The following is a 24243-nucleotide window of genomic DNA, read 5'->3' as shown; positions in this document are numbered from 1 at the left end:
TAATACCTCCAGTGTTAGTGTTCATCAGGTGTGCGGTCAAACATCCCTTTTCTGTTCGTTTCAACGGGAAACAGATTCATATTTCCGACCATGAGGGTATTTTTCGCAGAGAGCTGATCCAATTTATACTGTTCGCTCAGATCATGCGGGTGAAACCACTTTTTGCTGACCATCAAGTCTGTTATCTCCTGATGCATCGTGATTCCCTGCATGAGCTGTTTGCGCAGCAAAGCTCTTACATCAGGTGAAGCGGTTTCTGTTAAAGCAACGGCGGTATTTCTGACGCCTTCTTTGGCGCGTATGAGAAAATCCATTGCGAATGTCATATCCGCAAGTTCAGGGACATGTAATGAATTGATCGGATCTAAATGGTCATGATTCAATGATGCTTACCTTCCTTTCAATTGATGATCGAAGTCGGCCGGTTTTGAGGAACGGGGGCCTGAAACGTTGCCCGTTCATAAACCGCCTGCAGATCAGCAAGGTCTTGAGAGGCTTGCTGAACGTCTTTTTCCATTAACGTTTTCAGATCCTGATCAAACACAAGGCCTTGCATGAGCTTGGATTTCGCGACACAAAGCGTCTTGAAGTTAATGATTTCATGTAAGTCCAGCGACTCGTGAGCCGCTAATTCACGCTTATCCATAATCGTCTGAAACCTCCCTTGTAGAAATACGTAGTTAATTTCCCCTGAGAAAAGAGGTCTAGTCTTACAAATTTTGTTTATCAGAAAAAGCGGAGAGTCAAAAAAAAAGAGGAGGCACAATCGCTTCCTCTTGTTCACATGGAATGGCTGTTGGTGTCATGAACGTTTTTCTGATGCGCGCGGTTTTGCCGCGCGGGAGACGAGCCCGCTGAAACCCGGGAAAAGTCATAAAAAAGATATAAACAAAAAAGCAGCTTGCGAACAATCCCGCAGGCTGTTTTTTCTTTCACCCGTCATGCAGGAAAGAAGGGGAAGGTGAGAAGCAGGCACTTATGGTATGATGACAAATAGAATAAAACCTCGTGAGGCCGGTCGGCTAAAAGGAAGTGGACAGAGATTGTTTGGTACGAAACATCAAGAAGACTATGTCTCCCGTGACAGACGTTCATTGCATATGCTTGCGCTTCGGGTGCCCGGTCTGGCGTTTATTTTAATGGTATATGCCGCATCAGTCTCTTTGCAGTACATTTATGAAAGCTGGACGGTTTTTTTTCTGCTGTTATTCACGATATTGATCGTCATTTTTACCGTGCTGCACTGGCATTCCCATCGCTGGGTGAAGAAAAAAACGTTTCTTTATTTCATCATACAGGGATTTATCATATATACATCGGCTAACTTGATGACCGGGGGCTATATCGCGGTTGTCGTCGGTCTCTATGCCTTTTTAATCGGGCAGATTATCGGAATGGCGGATAAGGGAAAAACGCTGCTCATACTCTATCTTTTCATTTTAATGTCCATAACAGCCCTGCACCAGGAGCATCCGCATCATCTGCTGCGTTTCATCGTTATCGCCGCTCCCATCATGATCGTGATTATCACGTATGCGGCCACATTTTTCGCGCAAGTTGATGAAAAAATAAAAACACAGATGACGCTTGAAAAATTAGAGCTCGCTCACCGGCAAGTGAAACAGCTGACGCTTCAGAATGAAAGGCAGCGGATGGCGAGAGACTTGCACGATACGCTTGCGCAGGGATTGGTCAGCTTGCATATGCAGCTTGAAGCGGTGCATGTTCATCTTTCAAAAGACAACACTGACAGAGCGAAAGACATCATCCGTCAGTCAATGGACAGAGTGAAAGGCACATTGGCTGATGCGCGCTCGGCCATTGACAACCTTCGCAGCACATCAGAAAAGATCGGGTTCTTAAAAGAAAGCATCACTGAACAAATCAACCATTTTACAGAAGCCTCCGGGCTGTCTTGTTTTTTAGATTACAGAGTGCATCATGTGCTTGACGTTCATACGGCGGAGAATTGCCATTACATGATCGGAGAAGGCCTGACAAACGCCGCCAAGCATGCAGAAGCAAAGAATGTCTGGGTATCCGTTCAAGAAGAAGAGGGACAGATCTGCATAACCGTCAAAGATGACGGGAAAGGCTTTGATGCCGGGACAGAAATGAGAAAAAGCGGACATTACGGGCTGCTTGGGATACAAGAACGCGTCAATATGATGAACGGCACTTTCCGTATAACAAGCGCCAGATCAGCGGGAACTCAAATTGAGATCATCATACCAATTCAAGGAGAGGCGGAACATGTATAAAGTGTTAATAGCAGATGACCATCTTGTCGTCAGAGAAGGTCTGAAGCTTTTGATAGAAACAAATGACCATTACACCATAACGGGAGAAGCGGAAAACGGGAAAACCGCCGTCCGCCTCGCAGAGGAATTAAAGCCAGATGTCATTCTCATGGATCTGTACATGCCGGAAATGAGCGGGCTGGAAGCCATTAAACAGATAAAAGAGCATTCTGATGTGCCGATCATTATTTTGACGACCTATAATGAAGATCATCTGATGATAGAAGGCATTGAATCAGGCGCGAACGGTTATCTGCTGAAAGACACAAGCTCAGAAACCTTATTTCATACGATGGATGCGGCGGTCAGGGGAGAAGTGCTTCTGCAGCCGGACATCTTGCGGCGTTTCCGGGAAATGAAAATGGAACGGGCAAATGCCAATGAAACACAGCTGACGGACAAGGAAATCATAGTTCTAGAAGCCGTTGCGAAAGGACATAAAAGCAAAGCGATCGCCTTCGATTTAGGAATCTCAGAGCGGACGGTAAAAGCGAGATTAACATCGATTTATAACAAATTAGGCGCTGATTCGCGGACGGAAGCCGTCACCATTGCCATGCAAAAAGGCATTCTGAAACTGAATATATAATGAAAAACTGCCCAAACGTACATGCCCCTATGTACGTTTTTTTTATGTGAATGTGAACTACAATTAGGCAGAAAGTAATGATTGGAGAGGAGTATTCGATGTCTGGTTTTTTATATAAATTAGGGGGATGGTCTGCCCGCAACCGATTAAAAATGATCAGTGCGTGGCTCGTGATACTGATCGCTTCGATTGTGATCGCCATCTCGTTAAAACCTGCTTTTTCTGAGGATATGTCAATTCCCGACACACCTTCTGAAAAGGCGATGGATATCATTCAAAAAGAATTTTCAAAGGGTCCCGATAAAGGAAGCATACGGGTTATTTTCGGAGCTGAAGACGGGAAGAAATTGACGTCAAAACCGGAAAAACAAGCGATTGAAGAGACATTAAAGAAGATCAAAACAGATCATTCAGTCGCTTCGATTGCAAGTCCTTTTGAGACAGGAACCATTTCTAAAGACGGATCAGTGGCATATGCCGATATTACGTACAAAAAAGCGGCGGATGACATTACGGATGCGTCTGTTTCACATATTAAACACAGTCTGTCCGCCGCAGGAGACAAGGGTCTGCAGACGGAGCTCAGCGGCGATGTGCCGGGGGCCGGTGTTGAAATCGGCGGTGTATCTGAAATTGTCGGCGTTGTGCTGGCATTCGTCGTACTGGCTATTACGTTTGGTTCATTAGTCATCGCGGGGCTTCCGATTGTCACCGCCCTGATTGGGTTAGGTGTAAGCGTCGCGCTGACGTTAATTGGGACACAGTTCTTTACGATAGCCTCGGTCAGTCTCTCATTATCCGGAATGATCGGACTGGCCGTCGGAATTGATTATGCGCTGTTCATCTTTACGAAGCATCGTCAGTTTTTGGGCGAAGGTGTACAAAAAAATGAATCGATCGCGAAAGCCGCGGGAACGGCAGGCAGCGCCGTCGTTTTTGCGGGACTGACCGTGATCGTCGCGCTTTGCGGATTGACTGTTGTCGGCATTCCGTTCATGTCTGCCATGGGATTGACTGCGGCACTCAGTGTGCTGATGGCTGTATTGGCATCAGTAACGCTGGTGCCTGCGGTGTTGTCAATCGCAGGAAAACGGATGATTCCGAAATCATACAAGAAGAAAGAAAAGAAAAGCGCCGGCACGAATGCCTGGGGGCGCTTCGTTACAAAAAAGCCTATTCTGTTAAGCATTTTCAGCATTATTCTTTTAGCCGTCATCAGTCTGCCGGCCATGCATTTAGAGCTGGGGCTGCCTGATGCGGGAATGAAAGCGAAAGACAGCCCGGATCGCCGCGCCTATGATCTGTTGTCTAAAGGATTCGGAGAAGGCTTTAACGGCAAGCTGACAATTGTTGCCGATGCAAAAGGGGTCAAGGGGAACAAAAGTGAAGCTTTTCAAGGCGCCGTGAAAGAAATGAAGGACTTGCACAATGTGGCGAGCGTCACCCCTGCCATGCCGAACGAAAAAGGGGATTATGCCATTATTACGGCAGTGCCTGAAACCGGGCCGAATGATAAGGCAACGAAAGAGTTAGTGCAGGATATACGGAAACGATCAGACAAAAACGGCATCCGCCTGCTCGTCACCGGGTCAACCGCGGTGAACATTGATATTTCAGACCGGTTAAACGATGCGATTCCGGAATTCGCCATTCTCATTGTCGGGTTTGCGTTTGTATTGCTGACCGTTGTTTTCCGCTCGCTTCTCGTGCCGCTTGCCGCCGTCGTCGGCTTTTTGCTGACGATGACCGCTACACTCGGCTTATCGGTATTCATATTGCAGGATGGGAATTTCACCGGCTTGCTCAGCATTCCGGAAAAAGGCCCGATTCTCGCCTTCCTGCCTATTTTGGCGATCGGTATTCTTTTCGGGCTGGCGATGGATTATCAAGTATTCCTTGTCAGCAGAATGAGAGAAGAATATGTCAAAACAAAAAATCCGGTACAAGCCATTCATGCCGGATTGAAACATAGCGGACCTGTCGTAACAGCGGCGGGACTGATCATGATTTTCGTCTTTGCGGGATTCATCTTTGCGGGAGAAGCTACGATCAAATCCATGGGCTTGGCAATGACCTTCGGTGTTCTTTTTGATGCGTTCATTGTAAGAATGACCATTATTCCGAGTGCCATGAAGCTGATGGGACATGCGGCCTGGTACTTGCCGAAGTGGCTGGATAAAATCATTCCGAACGTGGATATCGAAGGCCATAAGCTGACACAAGGCAAAACACCGGAGAAACCGGAAGAATAAAATGAAAAAGCAGATCGTTATGATCTGCTTTTTTTATGTGCTGACCGCATCCATGAAAAGAGAAAAAAGCTTTTTCATGTCTTCATGTTTTTTTGTCAGCATTTCAGGATGCCATTGCACGCCGACGACAAATAATTCACCCGTCCGTTCAATCGCTTCAATGGCCCCGTCTTTCGCATAAGCCGCCACTTTAAACAAAGGCGCCGTCTCTTTTATGATCTGGTGATGGAATGAATTCACCCGCGCTGAATCGCCAAACAAGGAATGAAGACGTGTCCCTTTTTCAAAAGAAACATGATGGGTTTTTAACGGCGGATCTTTTTCTTGATCATGCTTAATGTCAGCAAACGAAGCGTGTGTCAGGTCTTGATATAAAGTTCCCCCGTAAGTGACGTTTAACATATGCATCCCCCGGCAGATGGCCAGAATCGGCTTTTCTAAAGCAACCGCCGTGAGAATCAGCTCCTTCTCGTAGGCGTCTCGATCAGGAAAGGTCTTTCTTAAAGCCTGTAAAGGTTCTTCGCCGTAAAACAGCGGGTCTATATCCTGACCGCCGGACAGAATGATCCCGTCAACATGAGAGACCTGTTCCTTTAAAAGCGCCGTCTCTTGAATCACCGGCAATATAAACGGCACACCGCCGGCCTCAGAAACAGACTGAATATAATCATTATTGACATATGCCCGATTATAACCCGGGAAAGGGCCGGATTGATCAGCCATAATGTTTCCCGTAATTCCGATGCGTTTGGCCATTCTTCGCCCCCCTGAACCATGCTCATAATTAATCTGAACGTAGGTTGTACAAATCAGTTTGAAATTATTCTTCATGATACGTGAGCTTTCCAAAACAAAACCCGTGACAATCACGGGTTTTTACATTCATTTCAATTTCTTGATTTCTTCCGTCAGCTCTTTGAATTTTTGATCAAGCTCACGATATTGTTTATCAGCCGGAGTCATGAAGCAGAGTTTTCCGAGGACTTCCTGCCGTTCGGTCTCAAGCTTTAATCGCAGTTCTTCAGCATCGTCTCTGACGGAGGGAGATTCTTTCCATTGTTTTCGGACGCTGCCGTTTGAGATATCAAGCCGGATGTCCGTCGTCTTTTCGACAAAGTAACGATCATGAGATACGATGATGAGCGTTCCGTCGTATCGGGCCAAAGTGTCTTCAAGCTGCTCGCGTGACGGCAGATCAAGGTGGTTTGTCGGCTCATCCAGAATCAGCACATCTTTCTCCTCTAAAATAAACGCCATCAGTTTGCATTTGACCCGCTCTCCCATGCTCATCTTGCCGATGGGTTCCGTCCATTGCGCTGCGGTAAATCCTAAATGCTTCATGAGGGATTGGACATTTCCCCTAGCTTCGAACGTTTCTTTGTAAAAAAGCTGTTCGGGGGTTTTATCAAGCGGAAGGTCGAATACTTCCTGCGTTAAATATCCGACGTTTGCAGACGGAGAAATCCATATGCCGCCCTGCGCTTTTTCCTGACCGAGGATGACCTTCAATAATGTTGTTTTCCCGCTGCCGTTCGGGCCTGTAATCGCGATCTTTTCACCGTGCATCACAGTGAAATTCACGTTTTTGAAAAGCGTTCGTCCGTCATATGACTTTGTGACATCCCTTACTTCTAAAAAACGCTTTCCCGCTTTTTTGCGGTGCTCAATGGAAAAACGGACTTCATACTCCGCTTCAACCGGTTCTGCTTTCGCTTTTTCAAGCTCTTTTTCAAGACGCTTCTGCTTTGATTTAATCTGGGCGTCCGTGCGTTTTGCTTTTACGCGATGGTATTCTTTAAAGCCTTCTATTTTCGTTGATTGGGCGTGGGCTTTTTTTGACCAGGCGCTCAGCTCGTTCATTTGAGCTTCAATCCTTTTGACCATATTCTGCTGATTCTCATATTCGCGCTGCTGTGTCAGCCTTCTCTGTTTGCGGACCTCCATATAGCTTGAATAATTCCCTTTATGTTCAATGAGTTTCTTTCCTTCGATGGCCCAGATTTTTGTCGCCGCTGCATCTATAAAAGCACGATCATGCGAAACAAAAATAATGGTGCCTTTGTAATTCTTGATCTGATTTAGCAGTATTTCCAAACTGTGCTGATCGAGGTGGTTCGTCGGCTCATCTAATAACAAAAGGCTGCTTGAGGAGGAGAAACCTTTGGCAAGACGGGCTTTCAATTTTTCTCCGCCGCTTAATTGCGAAAAGGCGCGTGCGGGTACGTTCCACTTTTCTAACAAGGCTGCCTCCGCAGGCTCCGGATGGCCGGAATCATAAGCTTCTGTTTCTTGTTCCACCATATATATGTTCACATCTTGCATCATCTGGATCTGTCCTTGTGACGGCGCTTTTTGATTGCAGATCAATTGCAGCAATAACGATTTGCCGGCGCCGTTTTTACCGATAACGCCGATGATGTCACCTTGCTGAACGCTCGCGCTGATTTGTTCAAAAAGGGGAACGCTGTTGATTTCATAACTGATGCCGCTTATTTTTAACATTTCTTTCATATGTCAATCCCTCGCTTTAAAGGGAGGACCAAAAAAATCCTCCCAATTGATTTGGAAGGATTAGCCGTACCTGTGCATGATCAAATAAGCTATTTTTACATAGCTTTCGTATCGTATAGAAAATGGGCAGACTAATCCTATTTTTTCTGATTTGAAATATTTGATTTCAAACGGTCAAAATAAGATTAGTTAATCATTGTCCACCCATCATCCCTTCGTATTTGTTACAAACAGTGTAGCACACACTTATCTGTAAAAGCAAAGGGTATAAGCCTTTTTATTCCAGATTGGAGACTTCCCATTCTTCTTCTAAAACGGCATAATAATATTCGTCCCACCATTCATTATCATGGGGGATGCATTTTTTAAAAAAGCCTTCCCGTCTCATCCCGATCTTTTCCATCACCCGGTGCGAAGCCATGTTTTCCGGCTGACATGTCGCAATGATCCGGTGTAATTTCATCTTGTTAAACCCGAATGCCAGCACGGCGCGCGCCGCCTCTGAAGCATATCCTTTGCCCTGGTATTCCGGGTGAAACACCCAGCCGATTTCATACGTATGATCGCCAAAATACTGAAAAAAAGCAATGTGGCCAATGACCGTTTTCTCATCCTTCAATAAAACGGGAAACTTCCCGGCATGTTCACCGCTGTTTTCAGTAACGAATTTCCTGGCATCTTCTTCGGTAAAGGCACCCTCTGGTATATATTTCATGACATTCGAATTTGAGGTGTACGCATAGACATCCTGCCAATCTTCCGGTTCAAATGTCCGAATTACGAGCCTGTCAGTTTTGATATTCATTTTTTATGTTCCTCCATCAAAAAAGGTTTCATTTACTACTTCGATTGAAAGATGTAAAAACCTTTAAGCGGGGCAGAGACGAATAAAAAAAGCCTGCAGCTATACACTGCAGGCGGTTATTTTTCATTTGCGGCGGGCAGGTTTGTAAACCCGAATTGCCCTCCGACAGCTTCTTTTACTTCATGAATAACGATAAATGATTTCGGATCAATTTTTTGAACATGTTTTTTGATTTTCAGCAATTCGTTCTTTTTAATGACAACATAGATAATGCGCTTGTCTTTGCTGCCGTAATACCCGTATCCGTAAAAAATCGTCGCCGCGTTGCCGTACTCGGAGGTGATGGCTTTGGCGATTTCTTCGTATTGGTCAGACATAATGGTAAGAGCTTTTTTATTATGGAAACCCTCAATGACAATATCGACGATTTTGGCGCACAGATATACGAATATAAACGTATACAGCATATGATTGATGCCGATCGCTAAAACGGATGCGAAAATGATGACACAATCCATATAAAACATGCTTTTCGAGATGTTAAACCCCTTTGTGTAATTTAATAAATACGCCAACAGCGTGGTCCCGCCGGTAGATCCGTCAGCGATAAAGATCAATGCCAGCCCCGCTCCCATCAGCAGAGCGCCGAATACAATCCCGAGCACCATATCGTGCACGCCGAACGGAATAAAGCTGACGATGCTGAGAAAAACAGAAGTCATTCCCGTACCGAGTATCGTGTATAAAATCGTTTTTTTCGTTAAAAATTTATAAGCCAGCCCGATAAAAATCAAATTTACAACCAGAGTCGTAATACTTGCAGGTATATGGAAAAGATAATATAACACGAGAGCGATTCCCACGGTGCTGCCGTCCCCTAAATGATTCGGGATGACGAAAAATTCCACGGACGCCGCAATAAGAAAGGCTCCGGCCATAATCATCAGTATATCCTTGCAAATGTTCTTCATGTGCAAACCTCCTCCGCAGTCAAAAATATATAAAAAACAAAAACGCCTCAAAAATTATCCAGCAGAACTAAATAATTTTTAAGACGAATCATTCACAATCTCGTTTGTTCATTCAGTAAAGAATGATCAGCTTCAATATCGAAGATTATATAGACACCTTCACATCTTGTCAATGTCGTGAAAATTGATTTTTCTGCAGTGTATATGAGGTTTAAATCAAGTTAAAACGAGGAATTATATCAGAAGAGTTTTCATTTCTGCTCTATCAATAAGAGAAATGTAATGAGAGACAACGAAGAAGGGATGATGACATTGGAACGAATTTTTATCAGTCCGGCCAAATACGTGCAGGGAAAAAACGCCATTAAAACGATCGGCGGACATCTGGAGGGCGTTGGTGAAAAAGCCGTCGTCATCGCGGACAAAACCGTATGGGATATCGCGGGCCACAAGGTGACGGCTGAATTAAAGAAAAGCAATATCTCTTCTGAAGAGGCGGTTTTCAACGGCGAAGCCTCCCAGGAAGAAATGAAAAGAATTGCCGGCATCGCAGAAAAAGCAGGCGCGACTATTGTCATCGGAGTCGGCGGCGGTAAAACGCTTGATACGGCCAAAGCCGTATCAGATGAAATAAACGGCTATACCGTTATCGTGCCGACGGCCGCTTCAACGGATGCTCCGACAAGCGGGCTGTCTGTCGTGTATTCTGAACAAGGCGCGTTCGAAAACTATCGTTTCTATCATAAGAATCCTGACCTGGTTCTGGTCGATACGAAAATCGTCGCGGAAGCTCCGCCGCGCTTTTTAGCATCAGGGATTGCCGATGCAATGGCGACGTGGATAGAGGCGCGCAGTGTCATCGCCAATGGCGGTAAAACGATGGCAGGCGGAATTCCGACAATCGCCGGAGAGGCTATCGCGGAAAAATGTGAAGCGGTATTATTCAAATACGGCCGTCTCGCTTATGAGTCTGTGAAAGCGAAAGCCGTTACGCCCGCATTGGAAGCGGTGGTTGAAGCCAATACACTTCTGAGCGGACTGGGATTTGAAAGCGGCGGCTTAGCTGCGGCACATGCCATTCATAACGGATTTACCGCGCTTGAAGGTGAAATCCATCACTTGACCCACGGTGAAAAAGTGGCATTCGGCACGCTCGTTCAATTGGCGCTGGAAAAACGTTCGCTTGAGGAAATTGAGCGGTATATCGCGTTTTATATCAGCTTGGGGCTGCCTGTCACACTTGAAGACATCAAATTGAAAGACGCATCTAAAGAGGACATTATGAAAGTGGCAGAAGCCGCGACGATTGAAGAAGAAACAATTCATGCCGCTTTTGACGTGACGGCTGACGACGTGGCGGATGCCATTATAGCGGCTGATCAATACGCAAAAGCATTTAAAGAAAAACACGCGTAAAACCTTTTACCGCGTGACCCGGACCCAAGGGCTGTTACAGCCCTTGGTTTTTTTGCGCCCTTTGAAAACTTTTAAAAATAAAGAAAAAATTATGATACAATATACAAATGTTTTGAGAGATTGACAAAGGAAAGGTGGGAACGATATGCTGCATAATCCGACCGGTAAGGAGCGGCTTGCGCTGGCTTTTCTTCTCGGAATGCTTGCGATACTGGGGCCGCTCAATATAGATATGTATCTGCCTAGTTTCCCTGAGATCGCTGAAGATTTAAGCGCCCGCGCATCGCTTGTCCAGCTCAGTTTAACCGCTTGTCTGATCGGACTGACAATCGGACAGGTTGTTGTCGGCCCGTTAAGTGACGCGAAGGGAAGAAGAAAACCGTTATTACTATGTATTTTTTTATTTGCTTTGTTTTCTCTGTTTTGCGCGCTTGCACCGAACATTACTACATTAGTGATTGCCCGTTTTCTTCAAGGATTCACCGCTTCGGCAGGACTCGTTTTATCCCGTGCAATCGTCAGAGATGTGTTTACGGGAAGAGAGCTTTCTAAATTTTTCTCGCTGCTGATGGTCATTACCGCCGTCGCGCCGATGGTGGCGCCGATGACGGGAGGCGCGATATTACTGCTTCCGTTTGCATCATGGCATACGATTTTTCTCTTTTTAACTTTTATCGGGTTTTTGCTTGTTCTCATCATTGCGCTCAAGCTGACAGAAACCCTGCCGCCGGAAAAGCGGATTCCGAGCTCCATCGGAAATTCCGTGCGGACAATGGGAAGCCTGCTGAAGGATCGGTCATTTATCGGTTATGCGCTGACGGTCGGTTTTATTCACGGCGGGAGCTTTGCGTATGTCTCCGGTACGCCTTTTGTGTATCAGGATATTTACGGAGTATCGCCTCAGGTATTCAGTGTTTTATTCGGCATAAACGGTCTGGCGATCATTACCGGAAGCTTTATCATCGGGCGTTTCGGCGGGATCATTCACGAAAAAAGCCTGTTGAGAATCGGCGTGATTACAGCGATGACGGCGACTGCCGTTCTGCTCGTCATGACGATCATTCACGGACCTCTGGCGGCACTGGTGATTTCAATTTTTATTTATATGATTACGATCGGCATGACGCTGACAAGCACCTTTACATTGGCGATGGAAAAGCAGGGACACCGCGCGGGAAGCGCAAGCGCACTGCTTGGCATGCTTCCGCTTCTTCTCGGTTCCATCGTGTCGCCGCTTGTGGGGATGAATGAAGCGACGGCCGTCCCGATGGGGGCAATTATGTTCACGACATCCGTTATCGGTTCCATCGCTTTTTTCGCCTTAACAACAAAACCGGAGAAAGCAAAAAAGGAGTGAAATGATTCACTCCTTTTTTTGATGCCCGTTATTCATATGTCTTCAGCACGATCGCCGAATTATGCCCGCCAAAGCCGAATGAGTTGGAAAGGCCGATCGTTAACGATTGATGGCGGGGCCCGTCTGCTACATAGTCCAAATCACATGCCGAATCAGGGTTTTGCAGATTGATTGTCGGCGGGATGATGCCGTGTCTCAAGCTCTCTGTCAAAGCGATGGCTTCAACGCCGCCTGCCGCGCCAAGCATGTGGCCGAGCATTGATTTGTTTGCCGTAACCGGAATATCATACGCAAGCTCCCCGAATAATGTCTTGATGGCCAATGTTTCAGAAAGATCTCCGGCTTTTGTGCTTGTCGCATGGGCGCTTACGACATCAATGTCTTCCGCTGAAACATTCGCCTTTTTCAAAGCGTTTTTCATCGCCAGGTATGCGCCCGTTCCCTCCGGATGGGAGGCCACCATATGATAGGCGTCAGAGCTCGCACCGTAGCCGAGCACCTCACAAAGGATCGGGGCATTTCTGCCGATTGCGCTATCCAATGATTCCAATACTAAGATGCCCGCGCCTTCACTCATGACAAATCCATCGCGATCCGCGTCAAACGGCCGGCTTGCCGCGGCGGGGTCTTCGTTTCTCGCTGACAGCGCGTGGGCATTGCCGAAGCTGGCTAATGACAAATTCGTAATCGCCGCTTCCGCTCCCCCGGCAAACATGATATCTGCGTCATCATTCCGGATGGCGTTGAATGCTTCCCCGATCGACGTATTGCCGATGGAACACGCGGTGACGGGAGAAAGTGAGGGGCCGAGCGCGCCTAATCTGATGCTGATTTGAGCGGCGGCCGCATTTGAGATCATCATGGGGACAAGGCTTGGGCTCACTTTTCGCGCTCCCCGTTCATTTAAAGTATGAACGTTATCAATCAAAGTCGTGATGCCGCCGATTCCCGAGCCGACGTACACGCCAAGGCGTTTACGGTCAATCTGATCGAGCTGAATCCCGGAGCTTTCAAGCGCCTGTTCCGCTGCAGCTAAAGCAAACTGGCTGAAACGGTCAAGCCGTCTCGCTTCTTTTCTGCCCCATCTTTCTTCTGCGTCAAAATCACGGACGGTACCGGCTATTTTTGTCTTTGAGCCGGAGACATCAAACGAATCGATGAAAGAGATTCCCGATTTTCCTTCCGTCAGGTGTTTCCAAAATGTATGCACATCATTGCCGAGAGGTGAAATCACTCCCATTCCGGTGATCACAACTCTTTTCATGGTCATTCCTCCTTCGGTATGTATTTATTGTAACTCGCAATTATCCTATTACAAGTTGTTGATTATCCTAGTATAATAAATACCAGGGTAAGAGAGGAGAGATTCGGTATGATACCAGAAGGAAGATTGCAGGCGCTCTCAGAGTTTTTAAAAACGCAGCGGGCCAAAATTTCTCCGCAGATGGCCGGGCTGCCGATGGGCACACGGAGAAGAACGCCCGGACTCCGAAGAGAAGAGGTCGCGCAATTAGCCGGCGTAAGCACCACGTGGTATACGTGGCTGGAGCAGGGCAGAGACATTAAAGTGTCCGCAGCCGTATTGGACGCCGTTTCCGATGCGCTGCAGCTGAACAAAGATGAGAGAAATTATTTATACGCGCTTGCCATTGAGGAGGGCGTAAAGCAGCCGTTTGCTGCGGAGGAAGAAGCGGTTATCAGCCCGTCTCTTTCAAAAATCCTGCAGGAGCTCCGTTATTGTCCCACCATTATCTCGGACAGGCGGTGTCATATCGTAGGGTGGAACCAGGCTGCGGCGCACGTGTTTTTAGATTTTGAACAAATCCCTCCTGAAAAGCGGAATCTCATAGAGCTATTGTTTTCCAGAAAAGAATTAAGAAGTTTAGCCGTGAACTGGGAGCACTTTGTGAAAGGATTCATCGCCATTTTCAGAACGTATTACGGCCAGTATGTAGCTGATACGTGGTATTCTCAGTTTATAGAAGAAATGGAGAAAACGTATTCGGAATTTCATACGCTGTGGAATGAGAGCGAAGTCAGCTCGGCACCCGAAGTATTAATTGAGTTCCGCCACGCGAAGGCGGGAAAAATGGTCTTTAACCTGACTTCATTTCAGGTTCAGGGCAACAGTGATCTGCGCTGCAGTGTGTATACACCGGTAGATCATACCGAAACGGAAGCAAAGCTGAAAAAGCTCTTCGAAAACAGATGAAGAACAGAACAAAACGGGAGGCGGCCGCCTCCCGTTTCAGTTTAAAATAAAAGCATGAGACCGGCGATGGCCGGTGTTAAAAAGATGGCTGATTTCAGAATGATTTTCGGCACGAGGTTGGTGAATTTCGCTCCGACATATGCGCCGCACATCGTTCCGATCAGCACTTTGACCAACAGCATATAATCGACAAATCCTTCCGTCACATAACCGAGTCCTCCGCCGACCGCAAGCGGGATAATGACAAGCATGGTGGTGCCGACCGACTGGCGGATGGATAAGCGCAAAAGAATCATTAAGCCGATTTGGATGAAAGGGGCAGAGCCGATCCCGAACGTTCCGGACAAGATTCCTGCGATGACACCGAGTACAACGGCTTTCACCCATATGTTCAGATTGCTTTGCTGTCCCGAATCTTCTTGTGTTTCTTTTACAATAAATAACCGGACTAAAATAAGCAGAGCAGATAAAAACAGCATGCCCGCCGTCAAGTAATGCAGCAAATCTGCGGGGATAAGGGAAGTAAGCCTTGCCCCGAAAAACGAACCGAATGCCGCAAAAACGCCGACGATGAGACCGATTTTCATCTGAATATTGCCTTCACGGTAGTGGCTGAATGCCCCCGATAAACTTGTGAAAGCCATTCCGGCAAGGGAGGTGCCTAAAGCCGTATGAATCGGTACGTGAAACAGTATAGTTAAAAGTGCAATGACAAAACCGGCTCCCCCCGCGCCGATAAACCCGAGAATAATCCCGAGAAGAAACATAACGAGTATAATAAGCACAATCTTCTCCTCCATTTAGATGCCTGATCACCATGTTCCGCTCCGCTGTATCAGGTTTTAATAATCGACCGTAGTCCGTCGACCGTCGTCTAATATTTTTATGTTACCTCAAATTTAAGGTATTGGCAAGAAGACGAATTGCTTTTATACAGAGGGTTTACAGCTCTTTCACCATCACTTTTTCACCATTGAAGTCCAGCTCTCCATTGAATGAAAAGCCGAATCTTTGATAAAGCCGCAATGCGTGCACATTATCTTCAAACAGGCTTAAATAAATCCGTCTGCAATCATATATTCGAACGAGATGGCGGATAAGGGCATCAAGCAACAGCTTGCCCAATCCCCGTCCCTGATAGCGTTCATCAATAAAAAAACGGTCAAGCCATACTCTGCCGTTTTCATTTTCCTCATCATATTCCGGAAACCATCCGTACATGGCAAAGCCGACCAATTCCCCGTTAACATAAAGACCGGCCGGCTGATAATGCCGGCAATCCTCAGCATCTTGTAAGCACTCTTCCGCGGTTTCAATAAATGAAGTCTGGCTTTCCCTTACATGAAGCGCCAGTATATCGGCACGGTTTTCTTCCGTGACTGTTCTGATTTCAATCGTCATACTTGATACTCCTCTTCCGCTTTTTTTGAGACGGTAAAGCTTTCATTACGTAAGCCATTTGTGAATCAGCCTTCTCAATGATCATCATAAAGGATATGGTTACCGTATAGTCAAGGAGGCATTATGAGCGAAGACGTCAGAAAATACTTCACAACGGGTGAATTTGCAAAACTGTGCCACGTAAAAAAACAAACCCTGTTCCATTATGACGAGATCGGCCTGCTTTTTTCTGATTTTCCGGCAGGATTCGCTCCGTCATACACAGAAAACAAGGAGCAGAAACGGATCATGGGCACCGGTACTCTCAAGGTGCAATACTCGGACCCTCAGGGTTTCGTCAATTAACATAACGGGCGGTGAAAAAATGGAGCCAAAATGGCTTGAATGGGCAAAACAGCTTCAATCAGCGGCGCAAGCGGGGCTGGCTTATTCCAAAGACATATATGATATTGAGAGATTTGAAGAAATAAGAAAAATAAGCGTGGATATCATGGCGCATCATACCGGCATCGATAAAAGGGTCATCAAAGACGTATTCGCCGGTGACACGGGCTATCCCACTCCGAAAGTTGATATCAGAGCGGCAGTTTTTAAAGATCAGAGCATATTAATGGTAAGAGAGAAAAGCGACGGCAGATGGGCGCTGCCGGGCGGATGGGCTGATATCGGGATTTCTCCGGGCGAGACCGCTGTCAAAGAAGTAAAAGAGGAGTCAGGAATCGACGTAAAGCCCGTTAAACTGTTAGCTGTAATGGATAAGAAATGCCATTCCCATCCGCCGTCCGCCGCCCACGTTTACAAAGTGTTTATCAAATGCGAGATCATCGGCGGCCGGATCAGGGAGGGAACAGAAACAAGCGCCGCCGGCTTTTTTGCGGAAACGGAACTGCCGCCGCTATCTGAAGCCCGCAATACAAAAAGTCAGATTGATAGGATGTTTGCATATCTCAAACATCCGGACGAACCCGTTTATTTTGATTAAGGCAGCAATCAGAAAGAAAAGGGGGGCCCGAGTATAATGGAGGATTCAATTAAACAGCAGGCGCAGCGGCAATTTGCCAAAAACGCCGCGAAATATGTGACTAGTCCAGGACACGCCGCAGGAGAGGATTTGGCGTATCTCGTTTCAGCTTCCGGTGCCGAAAAGCATATGGACGTGCTGGATATCGCGACGGGAGGCGGACATACGGCTAACGCTCTCGCTCCTCTCGTACGCTCTGTTATCGCCTATGACCTCACGGAAGAAATGTTAGCAGCCGCTGAAGCATTTATAACCGGAAACGGATGGACGAACGTTTCATTCGAAAAAGGCGATGCTGAAAAGATGCCGTTTTCCGATGCTGCTTTCGATATCGTCACATGCAGAATCGCGGCGCATCATTTTCCCGATGTCAGAGCCTTTGTTCATGAAGCGTTTCGGGTTGTCAAACCGGGCGGCAGACTGCTTCTCATTGACAATACCGCACCTGAAAAGGATGAATATGACCATTTTTATAATGACATTGAGAAGAGACGGGATCAGAGCCACTTTCGGGCGTGGAAAAAAACAGAATGGCTCCGTTTTCTGGAGACAGCCGGCTTCCGGATTGAATCCGCTGTCTGCTTTTTGAAACCATTTCAATTTACCGTCTGGTGTGAACGGGCAGGCCTGACTGAAGAGAAAGCCGCATTACTGGAAAAACAGATGCTGGATGCTCCTCATGATATACAGCGGTTTTTTTCTGTAGAAAAGGATCAATCAGGCCGTATTGCGGGCTTCACAGGTGAATCGGCCTGTTTCTGCGCGATCCGTCCCGTCTGAGACGAAAAAAACCGCTGTGCAGTTTTTCTGCCCGCGGTTTTTTCGTATTATCTGTTCTTGATTTGAGAAATAATAGCGGAAGTGACATCTTCCGTTGAATATTTTCCGCCGACATCAGGAGTCAGAATGCCGCTGTTTGTGACCGTTTCAATAGATTGTAAGAGGAGATGGCCCAGTTCCTCTTCTCCGAATGAATCGAGCATTAATTTCGCCGTCCATATTTGGCCTATAGGATTGGCAATTCCTTTTCCGAAAATATCCGGGGCGGAGCCGTGAACAGGCTCAAACATGGAAGGATATTTGCCGTTTACATTGATGTTGGCTGCGGGAGCGATTCCGATGCTTCCCATAATCGCCGCACCGATATCTGTCAGCACATCTCCGAACAGATTCGAAGCGACAATGACATCAAAGCGTTCCGGCTGCGTGACAAAGAAGGCCGCCAGTGCATCGATGTGCTGGGAATCCGTCTCAATCCCGGCGTACTCACGGCTGACCTCTTTAAAGATGTTATCCCAGAACGGCATCGAGTGAACAATACCGTTTGATTTCGTCGCGCTTGTGACGTGTTTCCGCCGACTTGCCGCCAGTTCGAAAGCATACCGCATTACTCTTTCCGTACCCCGTCGGGAAAAGACCGCGTTTTGTATGGCGATTTCGTCCTCACCCTGATAGATTCTGCCGCCGACAGAGCTGTACTCGCCCTCACTGTTTTCGCGGACGACTATCAGATCAAAATCCTTCGGGTTAACGAGGGGGGAAGTGATTCCCGGCAGGAGCTTTGCCGGCCGCACATTAATCACCTGTTCAAATTCCCGGCGTATCTTGATGAGCAGCCCCCACAGCGAAACATGATCGGGGACGAGTTTTTGATTCCCCACCGCCCCCAAAAACAAAGCATCAAAGTGCTGTAACCTTTCTAATCCATCATCCGGCATCATAGTCCCGTGCTCCAAATAATACTCGCAGCTCCACGGAAAAGAAGTGAAATCAAAGGCAATGCCTCCATGTAATTCGGCAATCGCATTCAACACCCGCTCCGCTTGAGGGACTGTTTCTTTCCCCACACCGTCCCCCGGTATGCTGGCAATCTTGTATGTTTTCATGTTTCCGTCACCTCTGAATGAATTGTTTTCGGTTTACGGCAGACCGTCGACCGTCGTTCATTATAGTTCCATATTACGCCACCTCCGATATGCTGACAAGCTCGGGAATGTTGCTTCCATAGATAAACTGTTATATGATCTTGGTAACAATAAGGCCTAAATTGTATGAAGAGGTAGGAAAGATGGATAATTTTAAATTAGATAAGCCAATCCCGTATTATCTGCAATTTTATTCCCAATTGAAAAAAATGATATTTGACGGGATTTTTAAACCGGGTGAACGGCTGAATGAGACTCAGCTGGCCAAGGATTTCGGAGTCAGCCGGTCGCCGGTCAGAGAAGCCATGCGGCTCCTTGAAAAGGACGGGCTTCTGACGGCAGACGATCGAAACGGCTTTGTCATTTATTCTTTGTCCGTTAAGGATGTTGAAGAGATTTATAAAATCAGAATGTCACTTGAATCACTGGCAGTCGAACTGGTTATTGATGAAGCGGCTGAGAGTGAAATTGACCTCATTGAAAAACAGCTGCGCAAGACGGAAGAAGCCATCAATAAAGGCGTCAAAGAGACTGAGATTATTTCCTTGAACGAGACGTTTCATCAGCTCCTTGTGGATTTCAGCCATAACAGCCGGCTGGCCATGCTGCTTGAGCATGTCAATGTGCTGATTCATTTTTGCAGAGTTCTTAATTTTAAAGGCGATGACCGTGCGGAGGTTATTCTGCATGAGCACCGAAAAATCTTTGAAGAAATAAAAAAGGGCGACAAAACAAAAGCCGTGCAATATATGACGGAGCATCTCAAGCATGATGAAGAACATCTGAAAGGCGTGCTGAGAGCGGAAGAAACAGACGAATCATCACGATAGACAAGGTGAAAAGCCTTGTCTTTTTTTTTGCCGATGTCATCGAACCGTCATAAAGACCTGACGGATGTTCCTTGCATGATTTTTTCCGCGTCATTTATGATGGATATGGAAGAGACGCAAAAAAGGCAAAGGAGTTTGAAAAATGGCGAAACATATTCTGATGATCAATTTTCCTGCAGAAGGACACGTAAACCCGACATTGGGTATGACAAAGGCCTTCAGCGAACGGGGCGATCACGTTCATTATATCTCAACGGAAAAATACAAAAGCAGACTGGAAGGAGTAGGGGCGAAAGTTCATCTTCACAGCGATCTGCTCAGAATGACACCCATTGATCCCGGCAGTCCGTCCGGCATACTTGCATTTTTAAAGGTTCATATCAAAACGTCACTGGAGATTTTACATATTGTGCAGCGGCTGGCAGAGGACATTCAATTCGACGCCGTCTATTATGATAAATTCGGTGCGGGAGAGCTGGTGCGGGATTATCTCAACATTCCCGGCATCTCTTCTTCAGCGTCCTTCCTGTTCAATGAAGACCGTCTGAAAATACTGCCGCTCCACCCGGAATCGGCCGTGCCGTTTCAGCCGGACAGGGAATGTGAAGAGCTGTTGGCCGAGATGAAAGACAAATACGGTGTCGCCCCTGACAGCATGGTTCAATTTATGAACAACACAGGTGAATTGAACGTCGTCTATACAAGCAGATATTTTCAGCCCGAAAGTGAGACATTCGGAGATGAGTATTTATTTATCGGTCCGAGTTTTCCGAAGAGAAAAGGGCGCGTCGACTTCCCGATTGACGCATTAAAGAATGAAAAAGTCATTTATATCTCAATGGGAACGGTGCTCGGGGACACGGAAGCGTTTTTCAATCTGTGCATAGACGCGTTCTCAGATTTTGAAGGAAAAGTAGTCATTGCCGCCGGGGAAAAAGCCGATCTGTCGAAAATCAAACAGGCGCCGGAAAACTTTATCATCGCACCGTACGTGCCGCAGCTTGAAGTGCTGGAGCAGGCCGACGTGTTTGTCACGCATGGCGGAATGAACAGTGTAAATGAAGGCATTCATTATCAAGTGCCGCTGGTCGTCATCCCGCACGATAAAGACCAGCCGATGGTTGCGCGTCGCCTGACTGAATTGGATGCAGGCTATACCGTGCAAAAAGATGAAGTAAGCGCTGAAAAGGTAAAGCTTGCCGCGGAAGAAGTGCTGCATAACGGAGAATACAAACAAGGCATTCAAGCCATTAATGAAAGCTTTAAAGAATGTACGAACATGAAGGATGTTCTCGCCCGGATCGACCGGTTTATTGAACAAAAACATGCTCAATAATACATGGAAAAAGCCTGTTTCCTCTGCCAAAGGGAAACAGGCTTTTTATAATGGCTTTTAGATGATGTGATGTTCTTCATTTGCAAGTTTCACAAGAGTCAGAAGAGATTCTGCCTCACGTGCGTCGAGTGTTTTTGCCAGACGGTTTTTTTCAAAGATCTGCTGGCCGAAGACATTCACAGACGCCTGGTCAACCGCCGTGTGCCAGTCCTTTTGTGAATGATTCTCAGAAAAAGAGAAAACGAACACGGCAAAGACCGCTATAAGCATCGCCATGACCCAAAATTTTTGCCGATTTCCTGCTGCTGACATAGGCCGCCTCCTAAACATTTTACTGGTATTAGATCATATATGAGCTGTTTTTAACAGAGTAAAGAAGTCATTTTTTCATGTAGTCCAAATGAAACGGAGCACAGCCGAAAGCCCGCCGGTCAGCCGATGAGCCAATTCATATTTTGTTCATATTTTATTAAAAGTTTATCCAAGCCTGTCCTTTACAGTAGATATAACCACAAAATGCTGCTGAAAGGAGCCTTTAAAAAATGCATATTCATATGATCAACAAAAACCAGTTTGAGAGTGACTTGGAGGCGGCCGGCTTCAGCTGTCAGGCAGATGATATTATCGGCAAAATGAAAGAGTACGTAACGGAATACGCGGCTTCATCCGAACGGTTCCTGATTGAAATTCAAACCGTCATGAACGAATACAAAGCCGTCGTCTGCGCGATGTTTTCGACCATGGAAATTGCCGGTGCAAATAAAGACGAGAAGCATGTTGAATTCGAAGCCTGCACAGTATTGTGTGAATAAAAGACCTTCATCAAACCTCCGCGGCTGCCTGAACGGCAGTATACCGACTGGTGTTTTGAGAAGGGAAAATATTGAAACTTCTAAAGCGGCCGCTCGTATAAAAGAGTAAATCAGCTTGTATATGGGGGTTCGTGAAATGAACGATAAGAAAAAACAAGCGTTTGAACAGCTTTTCAGCACTTTAGACGAAAGACATGAAATAAACGGCGCTGTATTGGCAGCGGAAAACGGCCGCATCTTATACCAGGGTTCATTCGGCGTTGCAGAACTGAAAACAAAGAGGATGCTGAATGACCAATCGGTCTTTGAATTGGCCTCAGTATCGAAGCCGTTTACAGCTTTAGGCGTTATCATTTTAGAGCAGCAAGGGAAGCTGTGTTATGACGATATGATAGAGCGGTGGCTTCCTGATTTTCCTTATCCGGGCATTACCATTCGGCATTTACTCCATCATACGTCAGGATTGCCGGATTATATGGAGTTGTTCTTAACACATTGGGACCGGGACAGAATTGCCGTTAATCAAGATGTGATCAATATGCTTAAGCAGCATAAACCGGATGCTTATTTCCCGCCGGGCAAGGAGTGGCTTTACAGTAATACGGGGTATGTGGTGTTAGCGGTTATTATAGAAATTGTATCAGGCATGAGTTTTGCTGAATTTATGAAACAAGCCGTATTTCATCCGCTTCGTATGCACGATACGCGGATTTATAACAGAAGGCTGAGTAAAGAAAACATTCCGAACTATGCATATGGCTATGTGTATGATGTTCATTCCGGAGAATATGTGCTGCCGGATGAACTTGAGGAAACTGATTATGTCGTCTTTCTTGACGGAATTCAAGGTGACGGAACCGTTAACTCCGCTATTAGAGATTTATATCTGTTTGATCAGGCTCTTTATACGGAAGAAATCATCGGCAAAGAGTCTAAAGATCAAGCGTTTACACCGGGCTATTGGAATGAAGAAAAGCAATTCGGATACGGATTTGGCTGGATGATTCAAAACAGCCCCCAAAAAGGGAAGGTTATCAGTCACGACGGAGGCTGGCCGGGCTATTCAACTCTGATGATCCGATATATTGACCAGAATAAAACATTGATTTATCTCAGCAATATGGAACAATCGTATCAATTTGAACAAGCTGTAATTGCCGCGGCTGTAAACATCTTATTTGATCAGCCATACGTGATTCCGAAACGTCCGGCAGATCAGAAAAAAGCAGATATCGATCCTGCGATTTACAGCAGATTTACCGGCAATTACTCATTTCAGGATGACACACATGCATCGGTGGCGGTAAAAGAAAACCGATTGTATCTTACAATAGACGGGCAGACTCCATTCGAATTATTCCCAATGACGGAAACCCGTTATTTTGTCAGGGCGCTGCCGCTTGAAATTGAATTTGCAGGTGATAAAGCACAAACAGCCCCGCATTTCGTTTTATATCAGGACGGTACAGAAGAAACGGCTGTGCGGATAGACTGAGTGACATGCAAAACAAAACCGCCGTCCTGAGAAGACGGCGGTAATAGAAAAGTCAAACCTCTTTGATGACGCGAAATTTTCTTTTCGGCTCTGACATAAATATAGAAGAAAAAATCATAGCTCCGAGCATTGTGATGTATTCCATATAAAGCGAAACTTCTGCCAAAACCAACCCCGCAATCATTAAAACAGCGCCCAATACCACCGCAAAAACCTTCGTTTTCATGATGAGTTCCCCCTATTATCTGATAATTGAATTATACTGCATCTCCATTAATGTGTACATTTTGTGAACAATTTCACCTGATGAAAGGCAATAAAGAGAGATTTGAAGAATTAGGAGAAATGACAGGCCATCTTTTTGTTTTACTGAAGAAACGAAAGGGAAAGTGAAAAATCAAAAAGGCAAAGGAGTTCTTGAAATGAAAGCGAGACTATTTTTATTCAGCATGTTTCTCCTGATCCCCGTTCTGGCGCTTGCCGGATGCAACAGCCAATCTTCAGGAGGAAGCGAAAAAGCGAAAGACAAAGAAACGCACTCTCACGAAGACATGAATCACTCAGGTTCATCCGAGGTGCCGAAAGGTTTAAAGAAGGCAGAAAATCCGACTTATAAAGTCGGCAGTGACGTCATGATTTTAGCTTCTCATATGAAAGGCATGAAAAATGCGCAAGGAACCGTAAAAGGTGCTTATGATACAACGGTTTACAGTGTATCTTACACTCCGGAAACGGGAGGAAAGCGCGTCGAAGATCATAAATGGGTCATTCAGGAAGAGCTGAAGGGCGCCGGTAATAAAACGTTAAAACCGGGTGACAAGGCCGTGATCGAGGCATCCCATATGAAAGGCATGAAGGGCGCCGAAGCCGTTATTGATTCAGCCAAAAAGACAACCGTTTATATGGTCGACTATACACCGACTGACGGCGGCCAAAAAGTAACCAATCATAAATGGGTGACAGAAGACGAGCTTGCTGCCGCAAAATAAAAAGACCGCAAAAGCCGAAGG

General features: G+C 46.2%; 25 protein-coding genes and 1 pseudogene. 14 read left to right on the top strand and 12 right to left on the bottom strand.

What is annotated here, in order from left to right; all coding sequences use genetic code 11:
- Positions 1-14: 14 nt before the first annotated feature.
- Entirely contained in the window at positions 15-383 is a 369-nt protein-coding gene (locus SB24_RS06915; protein WP_015416918.1) for a spore coat protein, read from the bottom strand.
- A 17-nt stretch (positions 384-400) separates the two neighbouring features.
- Positions 401-646, bottom strand: a complete 246-nt coding sequence (locus tag SB24_RS06910) for a hypothetical protein (RefSeq protein ID WP_015416919.1) — start codon at positions 644-646, stop codon at positions 401-403.
- A 397-nt stretch (positions 647-1043) separates the two neighbouring features.
- Here SB24_RS06910 and SB24_RS06900 point away from each other — a divergent pair, with 397 nt between their 5' ends.
- The 3 genes from SB24_RS06900 to SB24_RS06890 all read left to right on the top strand — a co-directional run bounded on the left by SB24_RS06900 (position 1044) and on the right by SB24_RS06890 (position 5141).
- Entirely contained in the window at positions 1044-2261 is a 1218-nt protein-coding gene (locus SB24_RS06900; protein WP_039252558.1) for a sensor histidine kinase, read from the top strand.
- Positions 2254-2889: a two-component system response regulator YdfI gene (locus SB24_RS06895; protein WP_031378615.1), complete on the top strand. Its 636-nt coding sequence runs from the start codon at positions 2254-2256 to the stop codon at positions 2887-2889. The genes SB24_RS06900 and SB24_RS06895 overlap by 8 nt, the downstream gene beginning before the upstream one ends.
- Positions 2890-2987: 98 nt before the next feature.
- Positions 2988-5141 (top strand): MMPL family transporter, encoded by a 2154-nt coding sequence (locus SB24_RS06890; RefSeq protein ID WP_039252555.1) that lies wholly within the window; start codon positions 2988-2990, stop codon positions 5139-5141.
- Between the two features lie 33 nt (positions 5142-5174).
- Here SB24_RS06890 and SB24_RS06885 read toward each other — a convergent pair whose 3' ends face one another.
- The 4 genes from SB24_RS06885 to SB24_RS06870 all read right to left on the bottom strand — a co-directional run bounded on the left by SB24_RS06885 (position 5175) and on the right by SB24_RS06870 (position 9428).
- On the bottom strand, positions 5175-5897 hold the full coding sequence (locus SB24_RS06885) for a gamma-glutamyl-gamma-aminobutyrate hydrolase family protein (RefSeq protein ID WP_015416922.1): 723 nt from the start codon (positions 5895-5897) through the stop codon (positions 5175-5177).
- 126 nt (positions 5898-6023) lie between these two features.
- The gene (abc-f, locus tag SB24_RS06880) at positions 6024-7652 is read right to left on the bottom strand and encodes a ribosomal protection-like ABC-F family protein (protein ID WP_039252554.1); all 1629 of its coding nucleotides are present in this window, start codon (positions 7650-7652) and stop codon (positions 6024-6026) included.
- Positions 7653-7929: 277 nt separating this feature from the next.
- Positions 7930-8457 (bottom strand): GNAT family N-acetyltransferase, encoded by a 528-nt coding sequence (locus SB24_RS06875; protein ID WP_015416924.1) that lies wholly within the window; start codon positions 8455-8457, stop codon positions 7930-7932.
- 116 nt (positions 8458-8573) lie between these two features.
- Positions 8574-9428 carry a YitT family protein gene (locus SB24_RS06870; protein ID WP_015416925.1) on the bottom strand — a complete coding sequence of 285 codons (855 nt, stop codon included), beginning with the start codon at positions 9426-9428 and terminating at the stop codon, positions 8574-8576.
- A 282-nt stretch (positions 9429-9710) separates the two neighbouring features.
- On the opposite strand from SB24_RS06870, the gene SB24_RS06865 reads away from it, so the two are divergent.
- Positions 9711-10844, top strand: coding sequence for a glycerol dehydrogenase (locus tag SB24_RS06865; RefSeq protein ID WP_015239268.1), 1134 nt, complete (start codon positions 9711-9713; stop codon positions 10842-10844).
- Positions 10845-10989: 145 nt separating this feature from the next.
- Positions 10990-12201, top strand: coding sequence for a Bcr/CflA family efflux MFS transporter (locus SB24_RS06860; protein ID WP_012116945.1), 1212 nt, complete (start codon positions 10990-10992; stop codon positions 12199-12201).
- Between the two features lie 28 nt (positions 12202-12229).
- Here the strand turns inward: SB24_RS06860 and fabF are convergent, their stop codons facing one another.
- A complete protein-coding gene (gene fabF, locus SB24_RS06855) occupies positions 12230-13465 on the bottom strand; it encodes a beta-ketoacyl-ACP synthase II (protein WP_015416926.1) in 1236 nt (411 codons plus the stop codon).
- A gap of 108 nt (positions 13466-13573) precedes the next feature.
- Here fabF and SB24_RS06850 point away from each other — a divergent pair, with 108 nt between their 5' ends.
- The gene (locus tag SB24_RS06850; protein WP_007409314.1) at positions 13574-14413 is read left to right on the top strand and encodes a helix-turn-helix transcriptional regulator; all 840 of its coding nucleotides are present in this window, start codon (positions 13574-13576) and stop codon (positions 14411-14413) included.
- Between the two features lie 41 nt (positions 14414-14454).
- Here SB24_RS06850 and SB24_RS06845 read toward each other — a convergent pair whose 3' ends face one another.
- Positions 14455-15198: a sulfite exporter TauE/SafE family protein gene (locus tag SB24_RS06845; RefSeq protein WP_039252550.1), complete on the bottom strand. Its 744-nt coding sequence runs from the start codon at positions 15196-15198 to the stop codon at positions 14455-14457.
- A gap of 157 nt (positions 15199-15355) precedes the next feature.
- A complete protein-coding gene (locus SB24_RS06840) occupies positions 15356-15814 on the bottom strand; it encodes a spermine/spermidine acetyltransferase (protein ID WP_015416928.1) in 459 nt (152 codons plus the stop codon).
- Positions 15815-15937: 123 nt separating this feature from the next.
- On the opposite strand from SB24_RS06840, the pseudogene SB24_RS19945 reads away from it, so the two are divergent.
- The 3 genes and pseudogenes from SB24_RS19945 to SB24_RS06825 all read left to right on the top strand — a co-directional run.
- Positions 15938-16036: pseudogene (locus SB24_RS19945) on the top strand (MerR family DNA-binding transcriptional regulator); the annotation flags it as partial.
- A gap of 142 nt (positions 16037-16178) precedes the next feature.
- On the top strand, positions 16179-16796 hold the full coding sequence (locus SB24_RS06830; protein WP_015416929.1) for an NUDIX hydrolase: 618 nt from the start codon (positions 16179-16181) through the stop codon (positions 16794-16796).
- A gap of 36 nt (positions 16797-16832) precedes the next feature.
- A complete protein-coding gene (locus SB24_RS06825; protein WP_015416930.1) occupies positions 16833-17615 on the top strand; it encodes a class I SAM-dependent methyltransferase in 783 nt (260 codons plus the stop codon).
- A 47-nt stretch (positions 17616-17662) separates the two neighbouring features.
- On the opposite strand, the gene SB24_RS06820 is transcribed toward SB24_RS06825, so the two are convergent.
- Positions 17663-18721, bottom strand: a complete 1059-nt coding sequence (locus SB24_RS06820) for a tartrate dehydrogenase (RefSeq protein ID WP_039252544.1) — start codon at positions 18719-18721, stop codon at positions 17663-17665.
- Positions 18722-18903: 182 nt separating this feature from the next.
- Between SB24_RS06820 and SB24_RS06815 the strand changes: the two genes are divergently transcribed.
- Both SB24_RS06815 and SB24_RS06810 read left to right on the top strand, forming a co-directional pair.
- Entirely contained in the window at positions 18904-19590 is a 687-nt protein-coding gene (locus SB24_RS06815; RefSeq protein ID WP_039252541.1) for a GntR family transcriptional regulator, read from the top strand.
- 142 nt (positions 19591-19732) lie between these two features.
- Complete coding sequence (locus SB24_RS06810; protein ID WP_039252538.1) at positions 19733-20926, top strand: macrolide family glycosyltransferase; 1194 nt, start codon at positions 19733-19735, stop codon at positions 20924-20926.
- 57 nt (positions 20927-20983) lie between these two features.
- Here the strand turns inward: SB24_RS06810 and SB24_RS06805 are convergent, their stop codons facing one another.
- Entirely contained in the window at positions 20984-21238 is a 255-nt protein-coding gene (locus tag SB24_RS06805) for a hypothetical protein (RefSeq protein ID WP_031378602.1), read from the bottom strand.
- A 230-nt stretch (positions 21239-21468) separates the two neighbouring features.
- Between SB24_RS06805 and SB24_RS06800 the strand changes: the two genes are divergently transcribed.
- Together SB24_RS06800 and SB24_RS06795 are read left to right on the top strand one after the other, a co-directional pair.
- A complete protein-coding gene (locus SB24_RS06800) occupies positions 21469-21738 on the top strand; it encodes a hypothetical protein (RefSeq protein ID WP_039252536.1) in 270 nt (89 codons plus the stop codon).
- Positions 21739-21874: 136 nt separating this feature from the next.
- Positions 21875-23233 carry a serine hydrolase gene (locus tag SB24_RS06795; protein ID WP_039252534.1) on the top strand — a complete coding sequence of 453 codons (1359 nt, stop codon included), beginning with the start codon at positions 21875-21877 and terminating at the stop codon, positions 23231-23233.
- A 52-nt stretch (positions 23234-23285) separates the two neighbouring features.
- Here SB24_RS06795 and SB24_RS20205 read toward each other — a convergent pair whose 3' ends face one another.
- The gene (locus SB24_RS20205; RefSeq protein ID WP_165458413.1) at positions 23286-23459 is read right to left on the bottom strand and encodes a hypothetical protein; all 174 of its coding nucleotides are present in this window, start codon (positions 23457-23459) and stop codon (positions 23286-23288) included.
- 196 nt (positions 23460-23655) lie between these two features.
- Between SB24_RS20205 and SB24_RS06790 the strand changes: the two genes are divergently transcribed.
- On the top strand, positions 23656-24222 hold the full coding sequence (locus SB24_RS06790; RefSeq protein ID WP_014417056.1) for a YdhK family protein: 567 nt from the start codon (positions 23656-23658) through the stop codon (positions 24220-24222).
- Positions 24223-24243: the final 21 nt, after the last annotated feature.

The sequence above is a fragment of the Bacillus sp. Pc3 genome (genome assembly GCF_000815145.1).
Taxonomy (GTDB): Bacteria; Bacillota; Bacilli; order Bacillales; family Bacillaceae; genus Bacillus; species Bacillus velezensis.
This window is presented reverse-complemented; position numbering and strand designations above follow the sequence as displayed.

Coding starts and splice junctions, on each gene's coding strand:
- SB24_RS06850 (WP_007409314.1), top strand. CDS start 13,574: ATGATACCAGAAGGAAGATTGCAGGCGCTCTCAGAGTTTTTAAAAACG.
- SB24_RS06800 (WP_039252536.1), top strand. CDS start 21,469: ATGCATATTCATATGATCAACAAAAACCAGTTTGAGAGTGACTTGGAG.
- SB24_RS06865 (WP_015239268.1), top strand. CDS start 9,711: ATGAGAGACAACGAAGAAGGGATGATGACATTGGAACGAATTTTTATC.
- SB24_RS06895 (WP_031378615.1), top strand. CDS start 2,254: ATGTATAAAGTGTTAATAGCAGATGACCATCTTGTCGTCAGAGAAGGT.
- SB24_RS06790 (WP_014417056.1), top strand. CDS start 23,656: ATGAAAGCGAGACTATTTTTATTCAGCATGTTTCTCCTGATCCCCGTT.
- SB24_RS06830 (WP_015416929.1), top strand. CDS start 16,179: ATGGAGCCAAAATGGCTTGAATGGGCAAAACAGCTTCAATCAGCGGCG.
- SB24_RS06875 (WP_015416924.1), bottom strand. CDS start 8,457: ATGAATATCAAAACTGACAGGCTCGTAATTCGGACATTTGAACCGGAA.
- SB24_RS06810 (WP_039252538.1), top strand. CDS start 19,733: ATGGCGAAACATATTCTGATGATCAATTTTCCTGCAGAAGGACACGTA.
- SB24_RS06860 (WP_012116945.1), top strand. CDS start 10,990: ATGCTGCATAATCCGACCGGTAAGGAGCGGCTTGCGCTGGCTTTTCTT.
- SB24_RS06815 (WP_039252541.1), top strand. CDS start 18,904: ATGGATAATTTTAAATTAGATAAGCCAATCCCGTATTATCTGCAATTT.
- SB24_RS06885 (WP_015416922.1), bottom strand. CDS start 5,897: ATGGCCAAACGCATCGGAATTACGGGAAACATTATGGCTGATCAATCC.
- SB24_RS06870 (WP_015416925.1), bottom strand. CDS start 9,428: ATGAAGAACATTTGCAAGGATATACTGATGATTATGGCCGGAGCCTTT.
- SB24_RS06840 (WP_015416928.1), bottom strand. CDS start 15,814: ATGACGATTGAAATCAGAACAGTCACGGAAGAAAACCGTGCCGATATA.
- SB24_RS06795 (WP_039252534.1), top strand. CDS start 21,875: ATGAACGATAAGAAAAAACAAGCGTTTGAACAGCTTTTCAGCACTTTA.
- SB24_RS06910 (WP_015416919.1), bottom strand. CDS start 646: ATGGATAAGCGTGAATTAGCGGCTCACGAGTCGCTGGACTTACATGAA.
- SB24_RS06890 (WP_039252555.1), top strand. CDS start 2,988: ATGTCTGGTTTTTTATATAAATTAGGGGGATGGTCTGCCCGCAACCGA.
- SB24_RS06825 (WP_015416930.1), top strand. CDS start 16,833: ATGGAGGATTCAATTAAACAGCAGGCGCAGCGGCAATTTGCCAAAAAC.
- abc-f (WP_039252554.1), bottom strand. CDS start 7,652: ATGAAAGAAATGTTAAAAATAAGCGGCATCAGTTATGAAATCAACAGC.
- SB24_RS06805 (WP_031378602.1), bottom strand. CDS start 21,238: ATGTCAGCAGCAGGAAATCGGCAAAAATTTTGGGTCATGGCGATGCTT.
- SB24_RS20205 (WP_165458413.1), bottom strand. CDS start 23,459: ATGAAAACGAAGGTTTTTGCGGTGGTATTGGGCGCTGTTTTAATGATT.
- SB24_RS06820 (WP_039252544.1), bottom strand. CDS start 18,721: ATGAAAACATACAAGATTGCCAGCATACCGGGGGACGGTGTGGGGAAA.
- fabF (WP_015416926.1), bottom strand. CDS start 13,465: ATGAAAAGAGTTGTGATCACCGGAATGGGAGTGATTTCACCTCTCGGC.